Genomic DNA, 24,643 nt, shown 5'->3' with positions numbered 1-24,643 from the left:
GAGCAGGTTCCACTTAGGGCGCTAAACTTGAAAGTGATACACGCGTATCTTTCTAGATGAGTGACGAGGTGATGGATGTACAAATGGATACTGTTCAGTGCGATGCTATCAGCAAATGCTTATGCGGTTGATTTCCAGCCTTACATTGTGAATGGTTCGGATACCAGCAGTGCCACTTACCCTTCTTTTGCTAGCCTTTTATATCAAAGCAGCGCTCAGTATAGTACCAACAGTTTTTGTGGGGCGAGTATTATCAATTCACAGTTTATTTTGACGGCAGCTCATTGTATCTACGGTAAAAAAGATACCATGCTTTACACAGTGGTAGTGCCTCAGTTGGATAATGTGGTCGATTTCCCCTACGGGAATATTCAGATATCGCGCGCGGCGGCTTTTTATTACCCCAGTACTTACATCAATTCGTCCAGCGCACTCTGGCGTGATGACATTGCGATTATCAAGCTCGAAACACCGCTCAATGTGGCGGACTATTCTGCGCTACTCAATACTCAGTTAAATAATGATTACCCTGCTGGCAATAATTACAAAGCGATTGGGCATGGCTACGTGGCGGGTAATGTCCCGAATGCTAATAAGCAGTTGCAAGAAACGACCCTCACTTTTGTTAGTAATGCCGTCTGTAGCGCTTTTTATGGCTCGGCACTGACCTCAAAGCAGATCTGTTTTGATGGTGCGGTAAGCGGTGCATATAAAAACTCCACCTGTTCTGGCGATTCCGGTGGGCCTGTCTATTGGTTTAATGGCTCGCAATACATTCAAATTGGTTTAACCAGCTTTGGGCCTTCACTATGTGGCGATACTAACCAACCGATCACCTCGGTATTTACGGAGCTTTATGATTATCAGAGCTGGATTCAGCGCGTTCTTACAGGGGCAGAGGCGCCTAAATATTATGTTGCCACTCAAAATGGGGTACGTGTTCTGATTGATACTCAAACTGTTGCCCCTCAAGAGGAGAGCGGTGGCAGTTTGAGTATCCTAGGGTTGACTCTACTGCTGTTATTTCGCTTTCGGGCGCATAATAATTTTGGTTCGTCTGTTGTGGTGATTAAAAATTTGCTTGGCTCTCAACGTCATCTCTTGTGCGGTGATTCGGTTTGCCGTTTGCTCTATGTTAAACAACGCATCGATGCCGTACCCGTGCAGTGAATAACGTTGAATAAACCAATTCATCTGCTTGGGGTCGTCTTTGAGTGGTTTGAGATCGGCAATCAACTGTTTTGCTGCGGTGAGCGTTTCCTCTTCCGTTATTTCGACGGATAAACCGTCAATCAGCTTATCAATGGCTTGCTCTGCGGTATCGACATCATTGGATGAAATATCCACGCTAAATAGCCAATCGTTATGTGGTTCACTATCGGCTGAAACCGAAAAAGCATTGGGAGCGTAATCCAACCCTAGCTGTTCACGCACCTGACTCACCATGCGGCGGTTTGCCACACGCCACAACATATCATCCATGAAGATAGTAGTAGCCGATTTGTGTTCCGGGTCGTTACTGATCACTCTGGTAAGATAGGCACTGCTTTTTTCATCGTTGATCGCCATGTCGATTCGAGGCTGAAAGTCTGCGCGATAATCAATGCGATAATCGACCTCAGGTGCAGAGCTGAAGGTTAATGACGCTACATAGGTACGCAATAGCGGTTTCAGTTCGGCAGGTTTAATGTCTGCGGTAATAAAGAGTTTAAAGCCTCTATTTTTCTTAAAGAGATCATCATGGGTTTGCATCAGTTGCTCAACACTCACCGTATTGATGTCCGATCCTTCGTATAACCAATGAGTGGTGTCCGGCAGATAGCTATTGCGATTAATGGCGAGCGCCATCTGGCCAATGGGTGAGCGAAGAAAAGTATCACGATTTTGCTTAAACTCTTGTTTTGTTAACTGCAGATGGCTGTCGTCGATGTTGATGGCTGTCATCGCCGTATAAAGGGCCGCAAACGCTTCGGCTAACTCATCTTTAGATGATTCAAGGCTGATACCATGCGACGTAAAGTCGATGTAGGGATTCAATATGATGCCGTGTCTTCTCAGGTGATTATCCAACTGAGAGCCGCTAAAGTTACCAATTCCACCGCGTATGGCACTCGGAATAAGCACTTCAGAAGCTTTACGCAAATCGGGCTCTAAGCTTGCTTTACCACCAAGGCTTGCCAAAGAGGCATACACTTTTTCCCCTGCGTTAGTGTCTCTGCGATACCACACTTCAACACCGTTACTTAGCGTCCAAGTGGTGATATCCATCGACTCTTGAAGTTGAGATTCTGACAAAATGGCACCTATTTGCGTAGGTGTTACAAAAGCTTGATTGACCTCTTGCAATAGCGGTGGCTGCCCTTTTTGGGCAAACAGGGTTTTGAGTGTTGGCAGTGTCGCGACGACGGATTCTTTGTCTTCACTTTTATCCAACCCAATATTGATCTGGTAGTCGCTAGACAATAATTTGCGAAGGTGTTTATCGAGCATGGCACTGTTGGTGGTCGAGATAAATTCGGTTAACGTCGAACGTCGGTCTAAATGTGACTGGATCGGTTGATCTAACGTGCGCGCCAGCGTTTTTTCTTCGACTAAATCTATCGCGGTGGCTTTTTGCCAATCGTTATCGAAGTTCGCTAACATCTCTTGATACTGACGGAAAATCGCCTGAAACTCTTGCTCACTCACACCATGATCACGCAATGCAGCAAGTGTGGAGAAGAAGAGATTTTGCGATGCTTCTCTTGAGTCCACTGGAAACCCGACCTCTGCAAACGAATAGCGCTGGGTTTCAAACGGGATAGTTTGGGAATAAATCCAAAGTGCCGGAAGGTTGACATCACTAAAATTGCTGGATAACCGCTGTTGTATCAGTTGCTGGGCGATATCATCGAGCCACCACTGGGCTTGTTGTTCACGGCTGGCTATTTTTTGCTCGCCACGGTCGATGAATAGGCTAATGTTCGGTGAGTCATTGGCACCAATGTAACCCACAAAATCTGTATTATTGGCCGTAATGCTGTGATTTCTAGTCGGCATTGGCGTGCTGCCTTTTTCCCAGCTCGCGAAATGTTTTTCTATCAATGCCGTGGCTTGCTCTAATGTGATATTGCCAGCGATAACGATTTCGGTGAGCTGTGGCTGATACCAAGTGCGGTAAAAATCAGCAATCCCTTCGGCTGTCGCTTGGTTCACGCTCTCTTTGGTGCCCAAGGGATCATGTTGCGCATATAAGGTATTAGCAGTCATGTGCTCATAAACGTTTTGAGCGTAGCTCTTCTCCTCTTTGCGTGAGAAACGAAACTCACCCATGATCACGCGTTTTTCATTTTCAACCGATGTGGGAGTAAGCTCTATACCATCGGCAATATCTCTAAACCAGACCAGAGCTGGCTCTACCGCTTGGTTATCGGGTAAATCCAGTTTGTAAACCGTTTCTTGATAAGCAGTATAAGCATTGATGTCAGGGCCAAAACTGACACCTGATTGCTCAAAGGTTTTGATCGCATCATTTCCGGCATAATGAGCGCTGCCATTAAAAGCCATATGCTCAAGAAAATGAGCGTAGCCCTGTTGCTGATTGTTTTCTTGAAATGCGGCTGCGTGAACAATCAAGCGGATGGAAACGGGTTCTTTTTGATTGGGATAAATGTGGTATTTCATGCCATTGGCCAGCTCGGCGCTCGCCCAATAGGGATCTTCTTTGATCGGAGTGAATGCTTGATTTGAAGCACATCCCAACAGAAATAAGCAACTAACGAATAGTAGACGATATATTTTCATAACAACCTCGACATGTATTTGGTGGCAATATACGTCATGAGGTTTGAATTATTTTGGGGAATGTGACTGTCAACTCAGGTTTTGAGAAAGAAGTTTCAATTTTTTCGTAACAATGAATGTTATTAATTACATTGTGTAACGGTAGTGTTAGGTTTTGAATAGTTTACCCACCTTTGTATTGGATATCTCTAACACGTCAGCTAACACCATAAAACAGAGAGGCTGGCTAATTTCTTCAACAGTGGAAGCATTAGCTTCACACTGCTGAGAGATTAGTTCGGTGATCTACTGGCTTTCTTCACTGATACGAGGGGCTTTTTGCAGTGAACGTTTACGCATTAACCAACCCACCAGTACCGTTGAGATAGCGATCAACAGTGTCATCAGTGGTGCTAATATCAACGCATGATTGGCTATTTTGGCAAGCTTATCGGGCAAAAGAGAAATACCTAAGCCTGAGCCGACCAAAAACAGAATCCACGCCAGCGCGCTCAGTGGTGAGACGAGCAGGAAGCGTGTTGGTGTTACTGCATTACGCAGCCCCATTACCATAGGCAGCAAAGAACGAACTACCGGCAGAAAGCGCCCCATGAACATGGCCAGTAGCCCATACCTTTGGATCAAGTTATCGGTAGTGCGCCACTGTTTTTCTGAGACTTTGTTGAGCCAAGTTGAGACTAATCGCCACTCTTTAAGTTGGTGGCCTTGATAAAAGGCGATCGCACTGCCCAGCCAACCAGCAAAAACCAGCACGCCAATAATGGCATACAGGTTGAGTACCCCAACGGCCGCAAGGCTACCACACAGTACAATCACACTATCGCAAGGCAGTGGCGCTGCTGGAATAAATGCACTTTCAACGAAGATAAGTAACCCAATGCAGAGGTAAAGTAACGACAGATCGACCTGTTGTAGCGCAAACAGATCTTGATGCCATAAGGCAGAGAAAATAGACAAAAAAGTATTCATGACAAGCTTCCTCAATCAGTAAATAGTAATAATTGGTCCGATTGAAAAAGGTGTTAAGCGTGGGCGAAGCGTGAATACAGGTTGGAAAATTGCAGTGCTTTACGCACAAAAACGTGAGTTGATTGACCTATATACAGAGAACAAATGACGACAAACGCAGTGGTACTGAGAATGTAAGAAAGTAGGGTAGTTTCTGCGCTCGTCTTTTCGTCGTCATCTGAGATTAACCGAAGCCCACTGACTCGTGGCGTTTCATGCCTTGTGGTTAATATCGCTGCATCACGATCAACAAGAAATAGATGACTGGAAAAACGAACATGCTGGATTGTCGTAGACTCACTCGCCGAAAAGCTTTGTGTAGCATTGAGGTTGAGCGAGGAGAACAGGCTCAATAAGCTAAACAAGAAGGCAAACATCAATGACTGGATCATAACTATCGCGAGGCTACTTAAACTGAGGGTGAGTATGCGGCGTGTCAGCGGTGCGTGTAAAGGAATTTTAGCCCTGGAAAAGCGTGAAAAAGTGAGCAGCGCTGCTGCTCACTCATGATGGTTAGATATTAATGATGCAAATTATATTGCTGCCGCGGTTGAGCTCTCGCTCGCTTTTGCGCGGTTTTTAAGGAAGGCGTAACCAAAGCCAGTCACCGCCGTACCAGCCGCAATCGCGATTAGGTACATCAGTACTGGTGTAATCGCATTTGGGATCAGTAGGACAAATAAGCCGCCGTGCGGAGCCATTAATTTCGCGCCAAACAGCATAGACAGTGCACCCGTTAACGCGCCGCCAGCCATACAAGCTGGGATAACGCGCATTGGATCTTTCGCTGCAAATGGAATTGCCCCTTCAGAGATAAAGCATAAACCTAGTACAAATGAGGCTTTACCCGCTTCACGTTCACCGGCTTCAAATTTGTCTCTGGCAAGGAAAGTCGCAAGGCCCATACCTAACGCTGGCACCATACCCGCAGCCATAATAGCGGCCATTGGTGCGTAAGTTTGCGAAGCAAGTAGACCAACACCAAAGGTATACGCTGCTTTATTAATCGGCCCGCCTAAGTCAAAGCACATCATCGCGCCTAGGATTACACCCAGAAGTACGGCGTTGGCTGAGCCCATGTTGTTTAAGAACTCAGTCATTGCAGCCATGATGCTCGATACAGGGCCACCAACGATGTAAATCATCACCAAGCCAGTAAAGAGACTCGCCACAAATGGAATGATGAGGATCGGTTTTAGCGCTTCCATCGATTGAGGTAAGGAGACTTTATCTGCAATGAATTTAGCGGCGTAACCTGCAATGAAACCGGCCACAATACCGCCAAGAAAACCGGCTCCGGTAGAGCTTGCCAACATCCCGCCAATCAAACCAGGAGCAAGCCCCGGACGGTCAGCAATCGAGAACGCAATAAAACCCGCCATGACAGGGATCATTAATGCAAAGGCTGAACCGCCACCAATGGTCATCAGCGCTGCCGCCAATGTGCCTTGCTCTTTAAACGCTTCAATACCAAACACAAAAGAGAGTGCGATGATCAAACCACCCGCGACTACGACAGGAAGCATGTGAGATACCCCAGTCATCAGGTGCTTGTACACCCCTTTTTTCTCTTCGGTTTGATTGTTATTAGACGCTGACGATTGCGTATAAATAGACGCTTGGTTAAACGCGTTGGTGATCTCTTGCTCGGTTTTTTTCAGTGCAAGACCTGTACTGGTTTTGTACAGTTTTTTGCCGTTGAAACGATCGAGTGGTACTTCGATATCGGCCGCAATGATCACCAAATCCGCATCAGCAATCTCTTGCGCCGTGAGTTGGTTTTTCGCGCCCACAGAACCACGTGTCTCTACTTTGATTTGATGGCCAAGGCGTTTTGCATGGTTTTCTAGCGCTTCTGCCGCCATAAAGGTGTGTGCAACACCCGTTGGACAAGCGGTAATCGCCACGATTTTTTTAGCGGCTTGCGTTACGACTGGCGCAGATACCGTTTTTGCCTCTTGCTCAGTTAGGATAGTCGCTGCACTTATCGCGCTGTTCAAAAAAGCAACGGGATCAGACGTGCAGGCTGAAATGTCACTTTGGTACACTTTTTTGCCGATAAAGCGGGTGGTATCTATTGGTGTATTACGAGCAATAACCACCACATCTGCGTTGTCGATTTCACTGCTAGAGAGCGTATGGCCTTGAATGATGCTGGAATGGCATTCAACCACAGCGGTCCAATTGAGCGATTTTGCCGCTTGTTCAAGCAGCCCGGCAGCAATGATGCTGTTTGCAACGCCACTGGGGCATGCGGTAATAATAGCAATCTTCATAGTTACGACCTTCTGTCCTTATGAGTTAGCGCTTAAGCTAACGGGTTGTAATTGGATTTGTTGTTGTAGGGTTTCTAGTTGTTTTCGGTTTGACATACCCACGCCGACTTGCGTAACAGCTAACGCAGAGAGGGCAGTGGCAAAAGTAAGCAGTTCTGTTTTTTCCATCTGCTGCATGTGTCCCCAGCAAAGGCCAGCGACTAAAGTATCGCCTGCGCCAACAGTGCTAACGACCTGCATACGTGGTGGTTTTGCATGCAGCCATTGATGTTGGTTCAACCACATCACGCCATTTGCTCCCATCGACACCACGATATTTTCGATGCCTTTTTCGGCCAGTTGCGCGGCGGCCGCTTGGCATTGCTCAGGAGTGTGTAGTTCACGCCCCACAAATTGAGAAAGCTCTTCATCGTTTGGTTTAATCAACCAAGGCTTAGCGTCAAGGCCCGCTTTGAGATCATCACGGCTGCTATCAAACAGTACTTTTTTACCCATCGAGTGCAGTTTTTCGATCCACGAAGCACATAATGCTGGGGAGATGCCCTGTGGCAAGCTACCAGCGAGCACAAAATAGTCGTGATCAGCGGCTAATCTCTCGAGAGTGCGTTCGAACTGCTCAATGGCAAGCGGCGTCACTTCAACTCCGGGGAAATTGATGTCGCTCACTTCACCCGATTGCTCCACCAATTTCACGTTAATACGGGTTGCACCATCAACACGAACAAACTCATCAATTGCGGCCATCTGATCAAATAGCTGACAGAACAACGCTTGGTTATCACGGCCAAGAAAGCCGGTCACAGTCACCTTTGCACCGAGATCGCTCAGTACTTTCGCAACATTAACCCCTTTACCTGCGGCGTGAAGTGAACCTTGTTTGACTAGGCTCACTGAGCCAACATTCAGCACATCCAAGCTACCTGTTAAATCAAGCGCTGGGTTTAGCGTGATAGTGACGACTTTATTTGTCATGGCTTAATCCTCACCCTTCACCTAGACCAGAAGCAATCGCTTTACCGATCGATTCTAATGCTTGCTCGGCGTCTGCCCCCTCAGCTGAAAACTGAAGCTGGTGACCATGTTTTACGCCCAGCGCAATGACTTTCATCAGGCTTTTCGCGTTGGCTGTTTTTCCGTCGCCATCTAAGTTAGACACTTTGATATTGGCTTCAAATTTCTTCGCTTCGGCCACCAACATCGCTCCTGGACGAGCGTGCAGACCATGTGCATTTTTGATTTTGAATACCGCAACCTTGCTTGCTGCGCTCTCATCTTTTGCCGGAGCTTGCTCATTGTCATTGCTGAAGAAAGCCAATAATTGGGCAGCATTCGCATTGAGCAAGGTTTCTTGCTGTTGCTGAAGCACAAGCTGCGTGAGCTTATCCAGAATGTTTTGGTGAGCATTATTACAAGCGGCAATCGCGATCAAGGCTTTGACGTTGAGTTGATTGTATTCACACGCATTGGCGGTTGACACAAACGAAATGCCCGTGCGTTTGACCGCTTTGTCACTGCTGATTAACCACAATCCCTTGCCTAAGTGGGTTGGCTCTTTCGTGACCAGTTCGGCAACAAATTCATTGTCGGCACAGCCGGTATTGCGTAGCAAACCGCCAGCGACGGCGCTCATCTGTACCATATCACTGGCAGGGAAAAGCAGTTGGATCAACGAAGCATCAAAATCAGGCTCAAATTGCACTTCACCATTGAGGAGTGCAATCACATCATTGGCACTGGACGCTTGTTTCAGTTTCTCTTCAACGCCATCGGCGGACAACACTTGCGTCAGTTGCTTCAGAATGCCCAAATGTTCATCGGATTTCGCTGCAATACCAATCGCGACATAAACGGTTGTGTTGTTACCCCAGTCAACGCCGTTAGGGAAGTGATGAACGGCAACACCCGTTTGCTTAACCAGTTGACGTGTATCGGTTGTACCGTGTGGGATCGCGATACCATTACCAAGAAAGGTCGAATTCTGAGCTTCACGGTTAAGCATGCCATCGACATAACCTGCTTCGACGAACCCTTTGTTGGTTAGATCCGCTGCGATAGCTCGAATCGCCTCTTGCTTGTTCGTGGGAGATTGGCCCAAAGTAATATTGTTGGAATTGAGTTGCAGCATTTTGGCCTCTTTGCCTTACGGCTTAATTCGTTATCACTTTGAAGTATAGATTTCACCTAAGCGATAGTTTATTAATATTATTTATTCAAGCTGAATCGTTTCAGCTTTTTTCCCAAAAAAATTCAGCAAACCTATTTTTGACGAAAAATGGCACTATTCAACTTACTCGCACTGCTCATTTTTTATAACACTCACATTTGGTCATCTTTACATCGATAAAGTGATGGTCAAATGCAGCCTTAGTTATCATTTTGTAATTTTGCTGAATCCTTTCAGCTTTTATACTGAATCGATTCAGCGTATAATTCAACTTCATCAAGGATCAAAAAATGAGTTCTATGATCCGACGCACAGAACAAGAGTGGTTGATATGACACTAGATGAGATAGCGAAGTTAGCGGGAGTCTCTAAAACCACCGCCAGTTATGTAATCAATGGCAAAGCGCAGAAGTACCGCATTAGTGAAAAAACCCAGCAGAAAGTGATGGCCGTGGTGGATGCTCATAATTACCGTCCCGATCACGCCGCTTCTGCTTTGCGAGCAGGAAATAGCCGCTCTTTTGGGCTCATCATCCCTGATCTTGAGAACACCAGTTACGCGCGTCTTGCTAAATTGTTAGAACAGAACTCTCGCCAAGCGGGTTACCAAATTCTCATCGCCTGTTCGGACGATGATCCGCATACCGAAATGTCGGTGGTGGATGCCTTAGTCTCACGCCGCATCGATGCGCTATTTGTCGCCAGCGCGATTCCTAACGCCAGTGAGTTTTATCTCAAGTTGCAACATTCAGGCACTCCGGTTATTGCGATTGACCGCCCGTTAGATGATGAATTTTTCGCTTGTGTGATCAGTGAAGATTTCAACGCCGCGTTTGAATTGACGCATTCTTTATTAACGCCGGAGATCAAAACCGTTGGTTTGGTCGGTGCATTACCAGAGCTTAATATTTCGCAAGAACGCCAGTTGGGGTTTGAATCAGCGCTGAGAGCGAAAAATGTGCACAGTATCATCGGTTATGGCGCGCACTTTAACCGTGAAGAGGGTAAACGAGTGGTGAATGAATGGATCGCCAATAACAGTATGCCAGATGCGATCGTCGCGACTTCCTACACTCTGCTTGAAGGGATTTTAGATGTATTGTTTGAAAACCCAAGTTTAATGAATCAGGTTAAGTTATCGACATTTGGTGACAACCGTCTACTTGATTTCTTGCCGATTAAAATCAACTCGTTGCCGCAGCAGTTTGAATTGATTGCCGACAGCGCACTCGCGTTGGCACTCAACGCTTCGGCAAAACGTTATCAAGCTGGGATCGAATTGGTGCCTCGTAAACTGAAAGTTCGTATCTATTGATGGTCACTTTTTAGCTTAATTTTTATAAAGTCATCAAGAAAATTCACGTAACCTAAGCTCTGTTTTTCTCGATCTTACGTCGCTTTTCTTGGTTAATCGCGTATTATGAAGCACTTTGATTTTCGATATTTTTAGGGTTGGAATGAAGTTTCTTCACACCTCTGACTGGCATCTCGGTCGACAATTTCACAACGTTTCTTTATTGGATGATCAGCGCGCAGTACTCAATCAATTGATTGAGTATCTGCAGTGCAATCGGGTGGATGCTTTAATCGTCGCCGGAGATATCTACGATCGTTCAGTTCCACCGACTGCAGCCATTGAATTGATGGATGATATAGTCAACCGGGTGTGCAACGAGCTTTCCATCCCCTTAATTATGATCCCCGGTAACCACGACGGGGCGAAGCGTTTAGGCTTTGCGGCCAAGCAGATGCAACACTCGGGCTTGCACATTATTAGCAATTTTGAACAGATGATGCAGCCTGTGGTGCTAAAATCAGCCACTGCTGGTGAAGTGGCATTTTATGGTATGCCTTATAACGACCCTGAAGTCGTTCGCCACCACTTTGGAGAGTCCGTAACCAGCCATGATGAAGCCCATCAATACCTTATTGAGAAGATTATATCGCAGTGGAATCCGTCACAACGTCACGTTATGATTGGCCACTGCTTTGTTGATGGCGCTATCGAATCTGACTCTGAACGTCCTTTGTCCATTGGCGGCTCTGATCGTGTCAGTCATCAACACTTTGTACCTTTTGATTATGTTGCGCTCGGCCATCTGCACCAACCGCAGAAAAAGGGGGAAGAGTATATCCGTTACTCTGGCTCTCTAATGAAATACAGCTTTTCAGAGCAGCACCACAAGAAAGGAGCGACCTTGGTTGAATTTGATGAACAAGGTTTTGCCAGCGCCACGCATGTGCCACTGACTGCTCCTCATAGCATGCGTATTATTGAAGGTGAGTTGCTGGAGATCATAGAGCAAGGCAAAACAGACCCACACAACCACGATTATCTGTTGGTTCGTCTTACCGACAAACACGCGATACTGGACCCGATGGAAAAACTGCGTCAATCCTACCCCAACGTACTGCATTTAGAAAAACCGGGCATGTTGGTGGGAGTTGATCAAGCAATGGGGCGTGCACGTTTGGCACGCGGTGAGGTGGATATGTTCCGCGATTTTTTCTTAGAAGCTAAGCAAGAAGCGTTAACCGCAGCGCAAGAGCAAGCGGTGATCGACGTCATTCAAGCCCTAAAGCCGGGAGCCCAAGTCTAATGCGTCCAATAAAATTGACTCTGCAAGCATTTGGCCCCTTTGCTCATAAAGAAGTGGTGGATTTTACCGCCTTGGGAGCCTCACCGCTATTTTTGATTAATGGTCCAACCGGAGCGGGCAAAAGTTCACTGCTCGATGCCATTTGCTACGCTTTGTATGGTGAAACGACAGGCAGTGAGCGTACTGGTGATCAAATGCGCTGCGACTACGCGGACCCGCACACGCTCACCGAAATCAGCTACCAGTTTGAGCTTGGCGGGCGAATCTACCAAGTTGATCGCTCGCCCGACCAAGAAGTGCCGAAAAAACGCGGTGAAGGCTCAACAAAAAAATCCCATGCCGCGAGCTTGTTTGAATGGGTCGATGGCGAAATGAAATTGCTTGCTAACAAACCCAATCCCGTCGGTAAAGCCATGGTGGAATTGATCGGTTTAGATGTAAAACAGTTTCGCCAAGTGATGGTCATCCCCCAAGGGAAATTTCGTGAATTACTGACTGCCAACTCCAAAGAGCGGGAGCAAATCTTTGGTCAGTTGTTTCAAACTCACATTTATAGCCAAATTGAACGAGCGCTGTTTGAGAAAGCGGCGGGGATCCGCAAAGCGAAAGAAGAATTTGATCACCAAATTAAAGGCGCATTGGACGTCGTGAATGCGACTAGCGAGTCACACCTTGAAGCGTGCATTGCTGAGCTGTCACCGCAATTGACGGCCGCTCACGCAGCGTACCTAGATGCCCAGCAAAGGTTTGATGCAGCGAGTAGCGAGCAAAAAGCGGCGCAAACCCTTGCTAAACAATTTCAAGAGCAGCGTCAACTCGAGCAACTTAAAGCCGATCACGATGCACAATCGTCCGTCATTGATGCGGTAAAAGCTCAAAGGCAGCAAGCCTTGCAAGCTACGCGCTTAGATTCACCCTATTACGAATTACAATCGTCACAACGTCAGTTAGAAGCGGCCAACCAAGCAAAAGTCGAAAAAGAACAATCGCTTACACAGTCACAACAGCAGTGGCAACAAGCCAAAGCGGCTCAAGAAGACGCGGCAGAAAAAGTCAAAATAGTGCCGAATCTGATGCAACAAATTTATGACTTAAACCTAATCAAAACGAAGCTTGTTGAACGGGAGTATCATCAAAAAGCGCTGCAACAAGCCTTACGTGAAGTGGAGCTCGCGACGCAAAATCGCCACAACTTGCACGCCGCTGTTGAGCAGTTTGAGCAGCAAATTATGCTTAAGCGTCAAGAGTGCGAAAGAGTCAACCAACAGTTAGCTGAGTTAAAAGGACAGCGCTTAGAGCTTGAAACCATCAAACAGCAGATTGATCGCTTATCAAAGCTGCAGCAACTTGAACAGCGTTTAGCCACAGAACAAGCCGCACTGAGCTATAGTCAGCAGCAGTTTGATTTGGCACAGCACGCAACGTTGGAGGCGAAACAGCAAGCCGATAAATTAGAGCTGATTTGGCACACCAACCAAGCCGCCGAGCTGGCTCGAACCTTGGATCAAGGTGATGAGTGCCCAGTGTGTGGCAGTTGCGAGCATCCTAAGTTGGCGCGTTATGCTGGAGAAACGGTGACTAAGGCGCAAGTGCAGCAGGCAAGAGCGATACAGCAAAACAAACTGGCCACAGAGCAAGAAACGCTAAAACAGCAACAGCAACGAGCGACCCAATACGCACGGCTTGAGCAAGAGATGGCAAGTTTGAGGGAGTCATTATCTGGAAATACGCAAAGTTTAGTACAACTGCAGCAAGCTCAAAGCGATCTTGAACATTCCATTGCTCATCTTGAATCGCTCAATCCAGAGCAATTAGCTCAACAATTGGCAAAATTAGAATTGCAGTTAGCACAAGCTAAGCAAAATGCTGAAACGCAGCAGCATAAAGTCGAACAAGCCACCCTGACGGTTGCCAAAGAGCAGACTGAAGTTTCTGCCTTAAGCCAAGGGATCCCGGAGTCGTATCAAGACAGTTTGCATTTGCACCAATCTTTAACCCAGTTAGAGCTGCAATTGGCTAATCTCAACCGTTTAGATGCGGAAACCAAAGCGCGCTTCAATCAAGCGAACGCCGATTTTTCTGGTGCGAAAGCGGCGTTGGCGGCGGCGGTCGAACACCAGATACATTGGCAAAATGCGTTTACGCAGTCACAGCAGCAGTGGCACAGTGCGCTGATTGAGAGCCAGTTCGACGATACTGAGCACTATTTACAGGCACGTTTATCTTCACAGCAGATCGAGCAGCTTGAAAAGCAGATCAAACAATTTGACGAAAGAAGTACGACGTTAAACGCCCAGCTTCAAACATTAGCCAGTGAGCTGAGTGAAAAAAGTGAGCCCAATCTTGCTGAGTATGCAAGCGCGGTCGAGGCTGTAGCCATGTTACAGCAAAGCGCACTGGATCAATGGAGCAGGTTACGGTCTAAAATGGATGCCTTAACCAGTGTGAAAGAAAAAATCGCTATTTTACATATAAAAAATGAAGCCTTAGAGCAAGAGTATCAAGTATTTGGGACTTTGAGTGATATCGCCAACGGCAAAACAGGCGCTAAAGTGAGTTTACACCGCTTTGTTCTTGGCGTGTTGTTAGATGATGTGCTGATCCAAGCCTCAATGAGGCTGCAGATCATGAGTAAGGGGCGTTATCTGCTCAAGCGTAAAGAAGATCGCGCCAAAGGTAATGTGGGTTCAGGGCTTGATCTGATGGTCGAAGATGGCTACACCGGAAAATGGCGAGATGTGGCGACCTTGTCAGGTGGTGAATCTTTTATGGCGGCGTTGTCATTAGCGCTGGGGTTATCGGATGTGGTGCAATCATACAGCGGCGGTATTAAACTGGATACACTGTTCATCGATGAAGGTTTTGGCAGTTTAGATCCTGAGTCATTGGACTTGGCGATTCAAACCCTTGTCGACTTACAACAAGGAGGCCGAACGATCGGCATCATTTCTCACGTGAGCGAGCTGAAAGAGCAAATAGCCTTACGCATTGATGTCGATGTGGCGAGAAACAACGGCAGTTCAATAAGACTTGTTGCATAATGAATGGGAATGTAGGTTATCTTGTGCTAGTTATTAATAAGCATAGCGTGGCGAGTGTGACTCACTTCGACGTTTAAAAAGACCAGGTTATGCATAATGATGATTATAAAAATGAATATATCAGTTTGGTAAGGTTGCATGGACGTAGTAAAAAAAATATACCAGTACGCTGAGCCGAACCTCACCCTTGTGGGATGGATGGGGTTCATTGGTTTTCCCCTCTATTATTACGTGTGGACTTATCTCTTTCCACAACCTTATGAAAGTATGGAGTTACGGGCGATTTGCGCCATTTTATTTGCGGGGATTATTTTTCGCAATTCAACGCCGAAACATTTACAGCACTACTTACCTTATTATTACTTGTTTTCAATAGGATTTTGTTTGCCATTCTTTTTTGGCTACATGATGCTGATGAACGATTGGTCAACGATCTGGGCGATGTCGTTCATGGCGTCTATTTTCCTCCATATCCTCTTAGTCCACGAAACAAAAGTTATGCTAATTCAAGCCGCCATTGCATTAGCATGTGCTTACTTTGTGACTTATGGCGTAATGGACGCGGAACTGCGAGTGATGGTGGAATGGCCGTACGTACCGATTTTTCTATTTACTTACATTTTTGGCAACCTGTTCTATTTTCGTAACCAAATTGAACATGAAGCGAAGGTATCAATTGCCAAGTCTTTTGGCGCAGGGATTGCGCATGAAATGAGAAATCCATTAAGTGCGTTAAAAGCGTCAATTGAAGTAATGGGTTCAGTATTGCCCAATCCTACGGCATCCAAATCAGAATCTTATACGCTACCGTCTAAAGATTTAGAGCTGATTGCTGGGCTATTAAGAGATGCTGATGAAGTCATTCGCTCCGGTAATGAGACCATTGATTTGCTGTTAACTTCGATTGATCAAAATAGGGTCTCAACATCGACCTTTAAAAAGCATGCTGTAAAGCCTGTTATAGAAGAGGCACTGCGCAGTTTTTCTTATAAAAGACCAGAAGACAGGCAGGCAGTGACTCTTAAGGTGGTGGATGACTTTGATTTTTTAGGCAGCAGTACACTGTTAAAATACGTGCTCTATAATCTACTCAAGAATGCGTTCTACTATCAAAATAACGATATGTTTAATATCCATATCACCTTGAAATCAAGTGAGAATTGCCACCAAATTACAGTGAAAGACAATGGTGTTGGTATTGAACCTCATTTGTTGGACGATATTTTTAAAGACTTTTATACTTTCGGTAAAAATGGCAGCTATGGTCTGGGGTTACCCTTTTGCCGTAAAGTAATGCATGCTTTTGGAGGGGATATTATCTGCCGTTCTGAACTTGGAGAGTGGACGGAGTTTACCTTAACGTTTCCCGAGTATGATTCGCAAGCCGTTGCTAATATTAAACTCGATCTAATGAAGGCGAAATCTCTGCTTTATATTGGCAAAACGAGCATAGTGAATCGTTATCTCAGTGAGAAATCGTTCTATCTTGGTTTCCAGCTTAATGTCTTAGAGCCAGAGAGTGCTTTGCGTCGAGAAGAGTTTGAATTTGAGTTTGATCTGATCTTTGTGGATCTGCAAACGTTGGATGAAACGCCGGATTACTTAACCAAACTGGAACCTAAACTGCATTTTACACAAGCAAAAGTTTGCTATTTATATGACCAAAATCAGCGTTACGCGCTGACGATGGAGCGTCATTTAACCATTTACCCAATTGAAAAGCACAAATTGTTATTGGATGGATCGGCGATTATTGATGAACTACTCTTTGAAACGGAAGAGCTTATTGCCGATAAAAATGTTATCCCGTTAAAACAATATGATTATGAAAAACGAATTTTGTTGGTCGATGATAACCACTCCTTACGTAGCTTCACCGCTCTGTTGCTAGAAAAGCAAGGGTATGAAGTACTGCAAGCGAGCGATGGGGAATTAGCATTACAAATGTTGGCCAATAACTCAATTGACTTGGTGTTAATGGATATTGAAATGCCGATTATGGATGGTATTTCGGCCACTTTATCTATCCGTTCATCCACCGCTTCTTACAGTAAAGTGCCTATTATTGGGCACACGGGTGACAATAGCCCTTCAACGATAGAAAAAATCCGTACATCAGGAATGAATGATTACGTTTTAAAACCAGCGGATAAAACGCTATTGTTAAAAAAATTAAGTCACTGGATTTAATAACCCTAGGTAAACCCTAGGGTTATTCCTTACCTTATCCTTCTTATTTGAGATTGTACCATTGGTTTAGTATGTCGATGCGTGACTTACTTGAAATAGAGACTGCTATCATTTTGGGCCCTTTCACACACAGTTAATATGGTATCAATTTGTGAGTCAGTGACATTACTATTTAACGAAAGCCGAATAATGTTTTTATTCTTTGAAGTGGCAGGCCTGCAAAAAACAGCACCAAATATTTGATTCTCTTCTAAATAATCGCGAACTTTTTCTGTATTTCGTTCATCTCCGGTTTCTAGCGCTATGATTTGGGACTCACTTCGTACGCTTAGCCCTATACTATTTAGTCCACGACGCAGTGTGTGTGCATTGCGGTGCAACTGAGTTCTTTTAGAATCGGCTGATTTGATAATGTCCAATGTCGCTTCTAACGCTTCGACTTCATAAGGCAAAATAGTTGAACTAAAAATAGCGGGATAACCCACAAAAGGGATACAGTGATTCACATTATTATTCGCCCAAATAGCGCCAGCGCGATACGCGAATGTTTTTGCAAGGCTAGCTGTAATAAAGTCAACCTCTGCTGTTAACCCTAATTCACTGACAAGTCCTGCACCTTTTTCGCCATGTGTGCCAAGTGAATGCGACTCATCAACTAAAATGGCGCATCCATACTCTTTGGCGATAGTGACCAAATCGGTGAGTGGTGCAATCGTACCGATAGTGCTGTAAATCGAATCAACCACGATGAGCCCTGGGCCGTGTCGAGCGATCAGTTTTTGTAAATGATCACAATTATTGTGCATGAATGGGTGAATATTGGCATTAGCATAGCGAGCACCTTCCCACATTGACATGTGAGCAAAAAAGTCAATGTAGACGTTACTTTGTGGCCCGCACACGGCTTGCAACAAGGCTGTATTAGCATTCCATCCTGATTGAGAAAGAAGGCAACTATCAAAGCCTACAAATTCTGCAAATTTCGTTTCTAATGAAGGTTTAGACTCTTCATCTTGTAGAAAAATAGCGGACATAAAAACACTATCATGTGTTTTATCGATGGCATTTTTCAGCCGTGCTTTAATTAATGGATGATCAGCCAAGCTTAAATAATCATTACTTTGTAACACTATGTCGTTTTTTGTTGGCCTTTTCCCTAGGACTAGATGTTTTCCGTTAGCATTTGCATTAATCAAGTCATTGATAAAATAGTCAATTCTAGATTGTATAGAAGCCGGTAGTTCGTGTTTCCACTTACGTGAATTCATGGTTATATCCTTTATATGTTTTTAATTAAATGCCAGCTGACAAAGGATATATTGAATATTAATTTAAAATTGTCACGAGTGAGTTTTTATTATTTTGGCTGCTATTGCAAATTAAGGTATAGTGTCTTTTATATTGTTCGTCATTGCCTAGGCTTATCCAGCCCTAATTAATTTTTAATTAAAGATAAATATTAGGTTTTTATTTATTAGCAAATAATTCAGGCCAATACATTTTTATATAACCAATAGAAACCCAAACGACTAAGAAAGTAGCAATAGTCAATTCAAATAACCCAAATTGATGTAACCAGTGCCATTGCGGGTACTGTCCTTCAAAGAAGGTGGTTAAACGATGCATGGCGATAGCACTGATGACAGAAGGGAAGGTCACAGCAGCAATAGACGGTTGAAACTTGAGCCTGAGCAGACGGATATAGCAAAGGTAAATAAGCAGTGTCATGGTGATGGCAATGCCAGCCAGTGCGCCTGTTAATATTGGATCAGGATGAGGGAAGTTGACCAAATACGTCGCGAGGGTGAGGTTAATAGGTGCAGCCATAATCGCGAGTGTTGGGCGTGCGCGTTTAGGTAACATTCCAGCAAACACCAAACGATATAACACTAACGGCAGCATAAAAAAATAGATAGCGATACAGACAGAGACGAGTGTTTCTGAAAAGACAGTGTGGCCAAATTGCGTGCCAGCGAGCGAGCTACTGATTAACCCAACCGGATAAAGAAACCAGCTTGGTACAATATGGCTGATTTTAAAGTTCATGGCCTGAAAACTGAAGAAAAGCAGCATCATGGTGAAGTGCAGCAAGAGCGCGGTAAACCAAATAGGATAAGCAATGAGCGGTGAAATTAAAGCGAGATAATCACTTAAGATCAGTAAAGTCATGCTCATTGGAGCCATCAAGCTACCGGAAAGAGGGTGGCGAATGTCCCCCATGAATGTCTTGAAGCTGGTGAGGTATTTTAGCAAGACAGGCAGCAGTAATAATGCACCGAGCAGTGCCAAATAGGGGCGAATAATGAGACCGACCGAGGGAATATAAAGCGCCCACGCATGCCCGAGGCTGATCACACCTAATGCTAGCGCCGCTTGAGAGGGCGGTGTGCTTTGTACTTGAATTAACCTTTTCCAGTTCAACGATAAACTCCATGTCATCATTTGCTCTAGAAAATGAATAATGTATTTCTAGCAGCCAGCAAACGAGCGCATTATCAAGTTTATCGAGTTGTGGTGCAACATCTCACTTTCTAATTTGTTACTTAGACATAACAATTTGCAGCGGAGTCAATATTCATTAGTCTCACGATTACTCTTTTGGTGGAAGATCTTGTTGTTGCAGCTTGGCATTTTTCAAGGTGCGATGGAGCAACTGACTATAAATGGGTTGGCCACCAAGTAATTGAGCGAAAATAACCGCGCCAAGGCTAGTAATAATCAGCGGTAAAATTAAATAATAATTATTGGTCATTTCAATAACTAGTAAAATACCTGTAATGGGTGCGCGAACCGTTGCGGCAAACAGTGCACCCATGCCTGCAATGGCGAACATTCCTGGGTCAATCGCTAATTGTGGTAACAGTTCTTGCGCAATCAGGCCAAAGGCGTAGCCAAACAGCGTGCCTAATGCCAGCATTGGCGCAAAAATCCCGCCCGGAGCACCAGAACCAAAGCAGATCAAGGTGGTAAAAATACGACCAATGAACAAAAGCAGCAAGATAGCGGCACCATAGTCACCATTGGTGATATTAGGGATCAGTGAGATGCCACCCCCAGTCAATTCAGGAATATACAATAAAGTTAAGCCAAAACAGCCTCCCAATAGTGAACCCGTGAGTAAATATCGCTTACGATCATTGCGATGAATTCTGGCAAAAATATCTTGTGATAGTGTGATTAAACGGTTGAATAGCACACCGAAAATACCAAACAGTCCCCCAAGCAGCAGAAACAGCCACAGTGAAGCCAGCTCTGGTGCTTGATATTGCGGCATCTGGATCACAGCATGTTGGCCATTAATCACTCGAAAGACGATATTTGCCGCCACCGCAGAGACAATGACGGCACGTACTGAAATGAGGGTATAGCGAAACTGCGGGCGCATCTCCTCTATCACAAACATGATGCCCGCCAGCGGCGCATTAAATGCGGCAGCTAAGCCTCCAGCTGCGCCAGACGCTAAGAGTGAGTGGCGGGTATCATCATTTTTGATGCGGAAAATATCCGACACCATTCGGCCAATGGCTCCCCCCATTTGAACCGTGGGCCCTTCACGTCCCAAAACCATACCAGAACCTAAGGCACCCATACCGCCAAAAAACTTCACTGGCAGTACTCGCCACCAACGAACGGGACGCATACCATCCATCGCGCCTTCAATTTCAGGAATGCCAGAACCGGCGGCTTCGGGCGCAAACCGGTGCACAAGGAAATAACCGATAAACGCCAACGCTGCACTGATAAGAAAAGCGGCCAACCACAAGGGTAAGATATTACCAATCTCACTTTTCAACCACTCGGTGCGTGTTTCCGAAACCAGGTGCACAGCGGCCTCAAAGTAAGTACCAACAATCCCAGCAAGAATACCGACAATGAGTGAAAGAAAAAGTATTGAGAGTGGTGTTTTGTCCTTAGAGAGAAATTGGTTAATCGTATCTTTTGGAACTTTTGCAAGCAGTGACTGTTTCAATCTCTCTCTTTTGGTCATGTAAAAAAGGGCCTCGATTGGTAAAATGTGAACATATTTTGTTACAGAATTATACGCGCCAAAGTGATTAACTATAGCGTCAAAGCTGCAATGTTGATTTCCATATCTGGAAGATGGAGAGATTCTCTACTAAAAACGAGATCTGAGTTTAAAATGAGTTAAAAAAACAGAGATTGAACCTTGCTAAGCCAGCCAAATGAACCATAGTTAAAGCGTAAGGCAGATTCAGATATCGTACAGGGAGGAATTCAAGCCTTACCTACAATTTGGATGGAATCAGCAATATTTCAATTCTATGTCCTCGTTTATGATCGGGTTGCATCTATAGTCCTCCCGATTCGCGAACTCACGATTGAGTTACGAGGGGAAAGGCGCGCTCACCGTAGTGCGCCTTTTGTCGTTTATGTACCTCGGCTCATTGTTGCCTGTCTAACTGGCAAACCATGCACTGGCTTCTTATTTCGGTATATACTGCCGCAAAAGGAGTGCTGACATGACAAAAAAAGTACCAACTAACATTATTACCGGTTTTCTTGGTGTAGGAAAAACGACGGCCATTTTGAATTTATTGAAGAATAAACCTGCTGATGAAAAGTGGGCGGTGTTGGTCAATGAGTTTGGAGAAATTGGTATTGATGGGGCGATGATGTCTGACCAAGGCGCGCTGATCAAAGAAGTACCGGGCGGCTGTATGTGCTGCACTGCGGGTGTTCCTATGTCTGTTGGAATTAACGCCTTACTTAGGCAAAAGCCCGATCGTCTATTAATTGAGCCAACAGGGCTTGGACACCCTAAGCAAGTGGTGGCGACTTTAACCTCTGATCAATATGCACCGTATGTCGATTTAAAAGCCACGATCACTTTAGTGGATCCGCGCAACTTGCGTAATGAAAAATACACATCCAACCAAAATTTTAATGACCAATTGGCCAGTGGTGATGTAGTGATTGGCAACAAAGTGGATCAATGCACTAGTGCTGATGTGGATGCATTTAATGACTGGGTGACTGATCAATCACCCGCGAAGATTTTTAGCAAGTTAGTTAAGCAAGGTGAGTTGCCTTTAGAATTATTAGATATTGAACGTCTTCACGGCGCAGCTTCTACTCATATTGAAGCGCATCACCATCATCATGCTTCGTTAGAACCACAGTTTGCCTTACAGCCGGGTAAAGCGTTTGTGCGCAAAGAAAATCGGGGCCAAGGTTATTTCAGTTGTGGTTGGTTAATCGGCGCTGAATACCATTTTGATTTTGATGAGCTCTTTTCTATGCTGAGTGCCCTGACCGCTGAGCGTGTTAAGGCGGTCGTCAATACCGATAAAGGATGCTACGCCTTCAACATCAACCAAGGAGTCGTTTCAGTGAATGAGATGAGCTTAGAAGGGTTTGAATCACGCTTAGAAGTGATTGACTCACAGCTCATGCCATGGGATCAACTCGAAGCGGTATTGCTGAAATTGGCGGGTATCTCTCAATAGGATCCAAAGAAAAACCAACAAAGAAAGAACAAAGAAAAAATGAACTAAGAAAGGCGAACTGGAACGGCTTCGTCTTTCTCGTTCACTTTATAACTTCTTACAATGCGTTGAGCTATCTATGGCTGCCTTGTTGCGTGATGAACGCGTTCATCAGATAAAATCTGCCCATCTTTGATATTCACTATTCTGTGAGTTCGCTTCGCTAACGCTAGGTCGTGAGTGACGACAATAAGCGTTCGTCCTTCTTGATGAAGCTCATTGAACAGGGCTTCAATTTCAGCTCCTGATTTTGAATCTAACGCACCTGTCGGTTCGTCGGCTAAGATAATTTGCGGATCATTGACCAACGCGCGCGCAATCGCCACCCGCTGTTTTTGCCCCCCCGAGAGCTGGTTGGGTTTATGCTGCATGCGATCGCCAAGCCCCACTTTTTCTAATAGTGTTGCTGCACGTGCTCGGCGCTCTTTTAATTTTACTCCGCGATAGACTAAGGGGAGGGCGACGTTATCGAGAGCATTAGCGTATTCGAGCAGGTTGAAACTTTGAAAAACAAAGCCAATTTTTTGATTACGAATATGAGCCAATTGATGGCTGCTGAGCGAGGCGACCGCCTTGTCGTCCAACTGATATTCACCCGATGTAGGAACATCCAAGCAACCGAGGATATTCATTAAGGTTGATTTACCCGATCCAGATGGCCCTAAAATAGAGAGAAATTCGCCTGTTTGAATCGATAGCGAAACACCGTCTAACGCTTTGACCAACTCCTCACCACTGCGATAGTGCTTGCTGATATTGGTCAATTGAACAAGGTTCGGTAAGTTTTGTTTATTCACTTTGTAATGCCTCTAATGGCGTAATGCTAGCCGCGCGATTGGCGGGAAACCACGCGGCAATCACACCGACAATCGCCAGCGCCGCGATCACAAGAAAGACAATCGAAAACGACAGTTCAGGTAAGGGTTTCCCTAATTGCTCAAACAGCATGTTGCCTTCTAAGGGAGCGTATCTTAATAAGGTGATCAGCCCGTAAGTGGATCCTAAGCCAGCTAAACCGCCAAGCGACATCGTGAGCAAGGCTTGCACTAAATAATGGAGTTTGATGGTGGTTGGCGTAGCTCCGACGGCCATTCGTACACCGATGTCTCGCGTGGATCGTTTTACCGTGGCGTACATGACATTGGCAATACCAATGCCTGCTACGCCGAGGGTAATGAGCCCAATAATGCCCAAAAAGCCTTGTAGACCGAATAAGAAACGGCGCATGCTTTTTTGCCTCAATAGCATGTCTTCGACTTGCAAGAGCTGCGTGTCTGAAGCACTGGCACCGTACTTTCTGGCGATCACTTGCTTAATCACTTGCGCGGCTTTTTCGCGATCAACCGTGGCATTGAGCTGCACATTGATCGCTGCAATCGCTGCGTTGGGGTTAAAACGTTGCCAAGTGCGAAAAGGCACAAATACCGCGTAGTCAATAGGGGTTCCTTGTTCTACCTCTGCACTTGTCTGCGCTATCACGCCGATAACGGTAAAGTTTTCATCACCTATTTTTATCAATTGACCTACAGGGTTTATGCTCAGCGTCTGGGGTTCCAGCCAACTCCAACCATCCTCAGAATTGAACAATTGCACTGCGGCGTTATAACCGAGTACAACCACTTTACGCTGCTGTTGATTATCGAGCGGGTTGATCCATCGCCCTCCTTTGGCTATCTCAATACCAGTTAAGGACTGATATTCTGGGTTAACCGCTAGTGGGCGCTGCCAGGTGCCATTGTCTTGATTACTGACGCGTTTATCCCATTGTGCGCTGACTTCAGCGCGTTGGATAAAGGGCAGTGCGCGAACAAACTCAACATCATCCGCTTGCAAAGAGAGGGCTTTCCCTTCAAAAAAGCGTCCGGCGGTCTGGCTGGCATAACCCCCGGTCACATAGAGTAAATTGCCATTGCCACTTTGTGATGAGCGTGTCAGCCCTTGGCGTAATCCTTCGCCTGTTGCGAGCATGGTAGCGATGCAAAGTGTGCCCCAAGCCACCGCTAAAATAGTGAGTAGCAAGCGTAGTTTTTCGGCCGCCATCTCTTGATAAATTTGCCTGATAGGTAACATCATT

The 24,643-nt window shown here is 45.4% G+C and carries 16 protein-coding genes and 1 pseudogene; 6 read left to right on the top strand and 11 right to left on the bottom strand.

Going from position 1 to position 24,643, the window contains the following annotated elements:
* The first annotated feature begins 75 nt into the window (after positions 1-75).
* Complete coding sequence (locus N5E84_RS20420) at positions 76-1,170, top strand: S1 family peptidase (protein ID WP_176212337.1); 1,095 nt, start codon at positions 76-78, stop codon at positions 1,168-1,170.
* A gap of 75 nt (positions 1,171-1,245) precedes the next feature.
* Here the strand turns inward: N5E84_RS20420 and N5E84_RS20415 are convergent.
* The 6 genes and pseudogenes from N5E84_RS20415 to fruB form a co-directional block, all read right to left on the bottom strand.
* Positions 1,246-3,663: pseudogene (locus N5E84_RS20415) on the bottom strand (M16 family metallopeptidase); the annotation flags it as partial.
* A gap of 405 nt (positions 3,664-4,068) precedes the next feature.
* Positions 4,069-4,752: a DedA family protein gene (locus N5E84_RS20410; protein WP_026028609.1), complete on the bottom strand. Its 684-nt coding sequence runs from the start codon at positions 4,750-4,752 to the stop codon at positions 4,069-4,071.
* A gap of 53 nt (positions 4,753-4,805) precedes the next feature.
* Positions 4,806-5,183, bottom strand: a complete 378-nt coding sequence (locus N5E84_RS20405) for a hypothetical protein (RefSeq protein WP_231494673.1) — start codon at positions 5,181-5,183, stop codon at positions 4,806-4,808.
* A gap of 141 nt (positions 5,184-5,324) precedes the next feature.
* The gene (fruA, locus tag N5E84_RS20400) at positions 5,325-7,067 is read right to left on the bottom strand and encodes a PTS fructose transporter subunit IIBC (protein WP_064626671.1); all 1,743 of its coding nucleotides are present in this window, start codon (positions 7,065-7,067) and stop codon (positions 5,325-5,327) included.
* Between the two features lie 18 nt (positions 7,068-7,085).
* On the bottom strand, positions 7,086-8,039 hold the full coding sequence (pfkB, locus tag N5E84_RS20395; RefSeq protein WP_019283397.1) for a 1-phosphofructokinase: 954 nt from the start codon (positions 8,037-8,039) through the stop codon (positions 7,086-7,088).
* 10 nt (positions 8,040-8,049) lie between these two features.
* The gene (gene fruB / locus N5E84_RS20390) at positions 8,050-9,192 is read right to left on the bottom strand and encodes a fused PTS fructose transporter subunit IIA/HPr protein (protein ID WP_019283396.1); all 1,143 of its coding nucleotides are present in this window, start codon (positions 9,190-9,192) and stop codon (positions 8,050-8,052) included.
* 223 nt (positions 9,193-9,415) lie between these two features.
* Between fruB and cra the strand changes: the two genes are divergently transcribed.
* The 4 genes from cra to N5E84_RS20370 all read left to right on the top strand — a co-directional run bounded on the left by cra (position 9,416) and on the right by N5E84_RS20370 (position 17,062).
* On the top strand, positions 9,416-10,546 hold the full coding sequence (gene cra / locus N5E84_RS20385) for a catabolite repressor/activator (protein ID WP_175418685.1): 1,131 nt from the start codon (positions 9,416-9,418) through the stop codon (positions 10,544-10,546).
* A gap of 142 nt (positions 10,547-10,688) precedes the next feature.
* Positions 10,689-11,831 (top strand): exonuclease SbcCD subunit D, encoded by a 1,143-nt coding sequence (locus N5E84_RS20380; protein WP_029388470.1) that lies wholly within the window; start codon positions 10,689-10,691, stop codon positions 11,829-11,831.
* Complete coding sequence (locus N5E84_RS20375) at positions 11,831-14,872, top strand: AAA family ATPase (protein ID WP_069212071.1); 3,042 nt, start codon at positions 11,831-11,833, stop codon at positions 14,870-14,872. Before N5E84_RS20380 ends, N5E84_RS20375 begins: the two co-directional genes overlap by 1 nt.
* A gap of 138 nt (positions 14,873-15,010) precedes the next feature.
* Positions 15,011-17,062, top strand: coding sequence for a hybrid sensor histidine kinase/response regulator (locus tag N5E84_RS20370; protein WP_013868489.1), 2,052 nt, complete (start codon positions 15,011-15,013; stop codon positions 17,060-17,062).
* A gap of 86 nt (positions 17,063-17,148) precedes the next feature.
* Here the strand turns inward: N5E84_RS20370 and cqsA are convergent, their stop codons facing one another.
* The 3 genes from cqsA to clcA all read right to left on the bottom strand — a co-directional run bounded on the left by cqsA (position 17,149) and on the right by clcA (position 21,050).
* Positions 17,149-18,330 carry an alpha-hydroxyketone-type quorum-sensing autoinducer synthase gene (gene cqsA, locus N5E84_RS20365; RefSeq protein WP_017050024.1) on the bottom strand — a complete coding sequence of 394 codons (1,182 nt, stop codon included), beginning with the start codon at positions 18,328-18,330 and terminating at the stop codon, positions 17,149-17,151.
* A gap of 199 nt (positions 18,331-18,529) precedes the next feature.
* Positions 18,530-19,504, bottom strand: coding sequence for a TDT family transporter (locus tag N5E84_RS20360; RefSeq protein WP_019282130.1), 975 nt, complete (start codon positions 19,502-19,504; stop codon positions 18,530-18,532).
* A 148-nt stretch (positions 19,505-19,652) separates the two neighbouring features.
* Entirely contained in the window at positions 19,653-21,050 is a 1,398-nt protein-coding gene (clcA, locus tag N5E84_RS20355) for a H(+)/Cl(-) exchange transporter ClcA (protein ID WP_013868492.1), read from the bottom strand.
* Between the two features lie 493 nt (positions 21,051-21,543).
* Here clcA and N5E84_RS20350 point away from each other — a divergent pair, with 493 nt between their 5' ends.
* Positions 21,544-22,530 (top strand): CobW family GTP-binding protein, encoded by a 987-nt coding sequence (locus N5E84_RS20350; RefSeq protein ID WP_010320211.1) that lies wholly within the window; start codon positions 21,544-21,546, stop codon positions 22,528-22,530.
* 116 nt (positions 22,531-22,646) lie between these two features.
* On the opposite strand, the gene N5E84_RS20345 is transcribed toward N5E84_RS20350, so the two are convergent.
* Positions 22,647-23,366 (bottom strand): ABC transporter ATP-binding protein, encoded by a 720-nt coding sequence (locus tag N5E84_RS20345; protein ID WP_069212209.1) that lies wholly within the window; start codon positions 23,364-23,366, stop codon positions 22,647-22,649.
* Positions 23,359-24,642, bottom strand: coding sequence for an ABC transporter permease (locus tag N5E84_RS20340; protein ID WP_017042914.1), 1,284 nt, complete (start codon positions 24,640-24,642; stop codon positions 23,359-23,361). Before N5E84_RS20340 ends, N5E84_RS20345 begins: the two co-directional genes overlap by 8 nt.
* Position 24,643 lies beyond the last annotated feature (1 nt).

Origin of the sequence: Vibrio sp. J502, assembly GCF_025397955.1 — a bacterium.
GTDB classification, from domain to species: domain Bacteria; phylum Pseudomonadota; class Gammaproteobacteria; order Enterobacterales; family Vibrionaceae; genus Vibrio; species Vibrio anguillarum.
Note: the sequence above shows the minus strand (reverse complement) of the source record. Positions and strands in the feature narration are given on the sequence as shown.

Bases quoted from the DNA above. Each gene is read 5' to 3' on its own strand.
- N5E84_RS20405 (WP_231494673.1), bottom strand. From the start codon at position 5,183: ATGATCCAGTCATTGATGTTTGCCTTCTTGTTTAGCTTATTGAGCCTG.
- clcA (WP_013868492.1), bottom strand. From the start codon at position 21,050: ATGACCAAAAGAGAGAGATTGAAACAGTCACTGCTTGCAAAAGTTCCA.
- fruA (WP_064626671.1), bottom strand. From the start codon at position 7,067: ATGAAGATTGCTATTATTACCGCATGCCCCAGTGGCGTTGCAAACAGC.
- pfkB (WP_019283397.1), bottom strand. From the start codon at position 8,039: ATGACAAATAAAGTCGTCACTATCACGCTAAACCCAGCGCTTGATTTA.
- N5E84_RS20360 (WP_019282130.1), bottom strand. From the start codon at position 19,504: ATGATGACATGGAGTTTATCGTTGAACTGGAAAAGGTTAATTCAAGTA.
- N5E84_RS20350 (WP_010320211.1), top strand. From the start codon at position 21,544: ATGACAAAAAAAGTACCAACTAACATTATTACCGGTTTTCTTGGTGTA.
- cqsA (WP_017050024.1), bottom strand. From the start codon at position 18,330: ATGAATTCACGTAAGTGGAAACACGAACTACCGGCTTCTATACAATCT.
- N5E84_RS20375 (WP_069212071.1), top strand. From the start codon at position 11,831: ATGCGTCCAATAAAATTGACTCTGCAAGCATTTGGCCCCTTTGCTCAT.
- N5E84_RS20410 (WP_026028609.1), bottom strand. From the start codon at position 4,752: ATGAATACTTTTTTGTCTATTTTCTCTGCCTTATGGCATCAAGATCTG.
- N5E84_RS20340 (WP_017042914.1), bottom strand. From the start codon at position 24,642: ATGATGTTACCTATCAGGCAAATTTATCAAGAGATGGCGGCCGAAAAA.
- N5E84_RS20370 (WP_013868489.1), top strand. From the start codon at position 15,011: ATGGACGTAGTAAAAAAAATATACCAGTACGCTGAGCCGAACCTCACC.
- cra (WP_175418685.1), top strand. From the start codon at position 9,416: ATGGTCAAATGCAGCCTTAGTTATCATTTTGTAATTTTGCTGAATCCT.
- N5E84_RS20420 (WP_176212337.1), top strand. From the start codon at position 76: ATGTACAAATGGATACTGTTCAGTGCGATGCTATCAGCAAATGCTTAT.
- fruB (WP_019283396.1), bottom strand. From the start codon at position 9,192: ATGCTGCAACTCAATTCCAACAATATTACTTTGGGCCAATCTCCCACG.
- N5E84_RS20380 (WP_029388470.1), top strand. From the start codon at position 10,689: ATGAAGTTTCTTCACACCTCTGACTGGCATCTCGGTCGACAATTTCAC.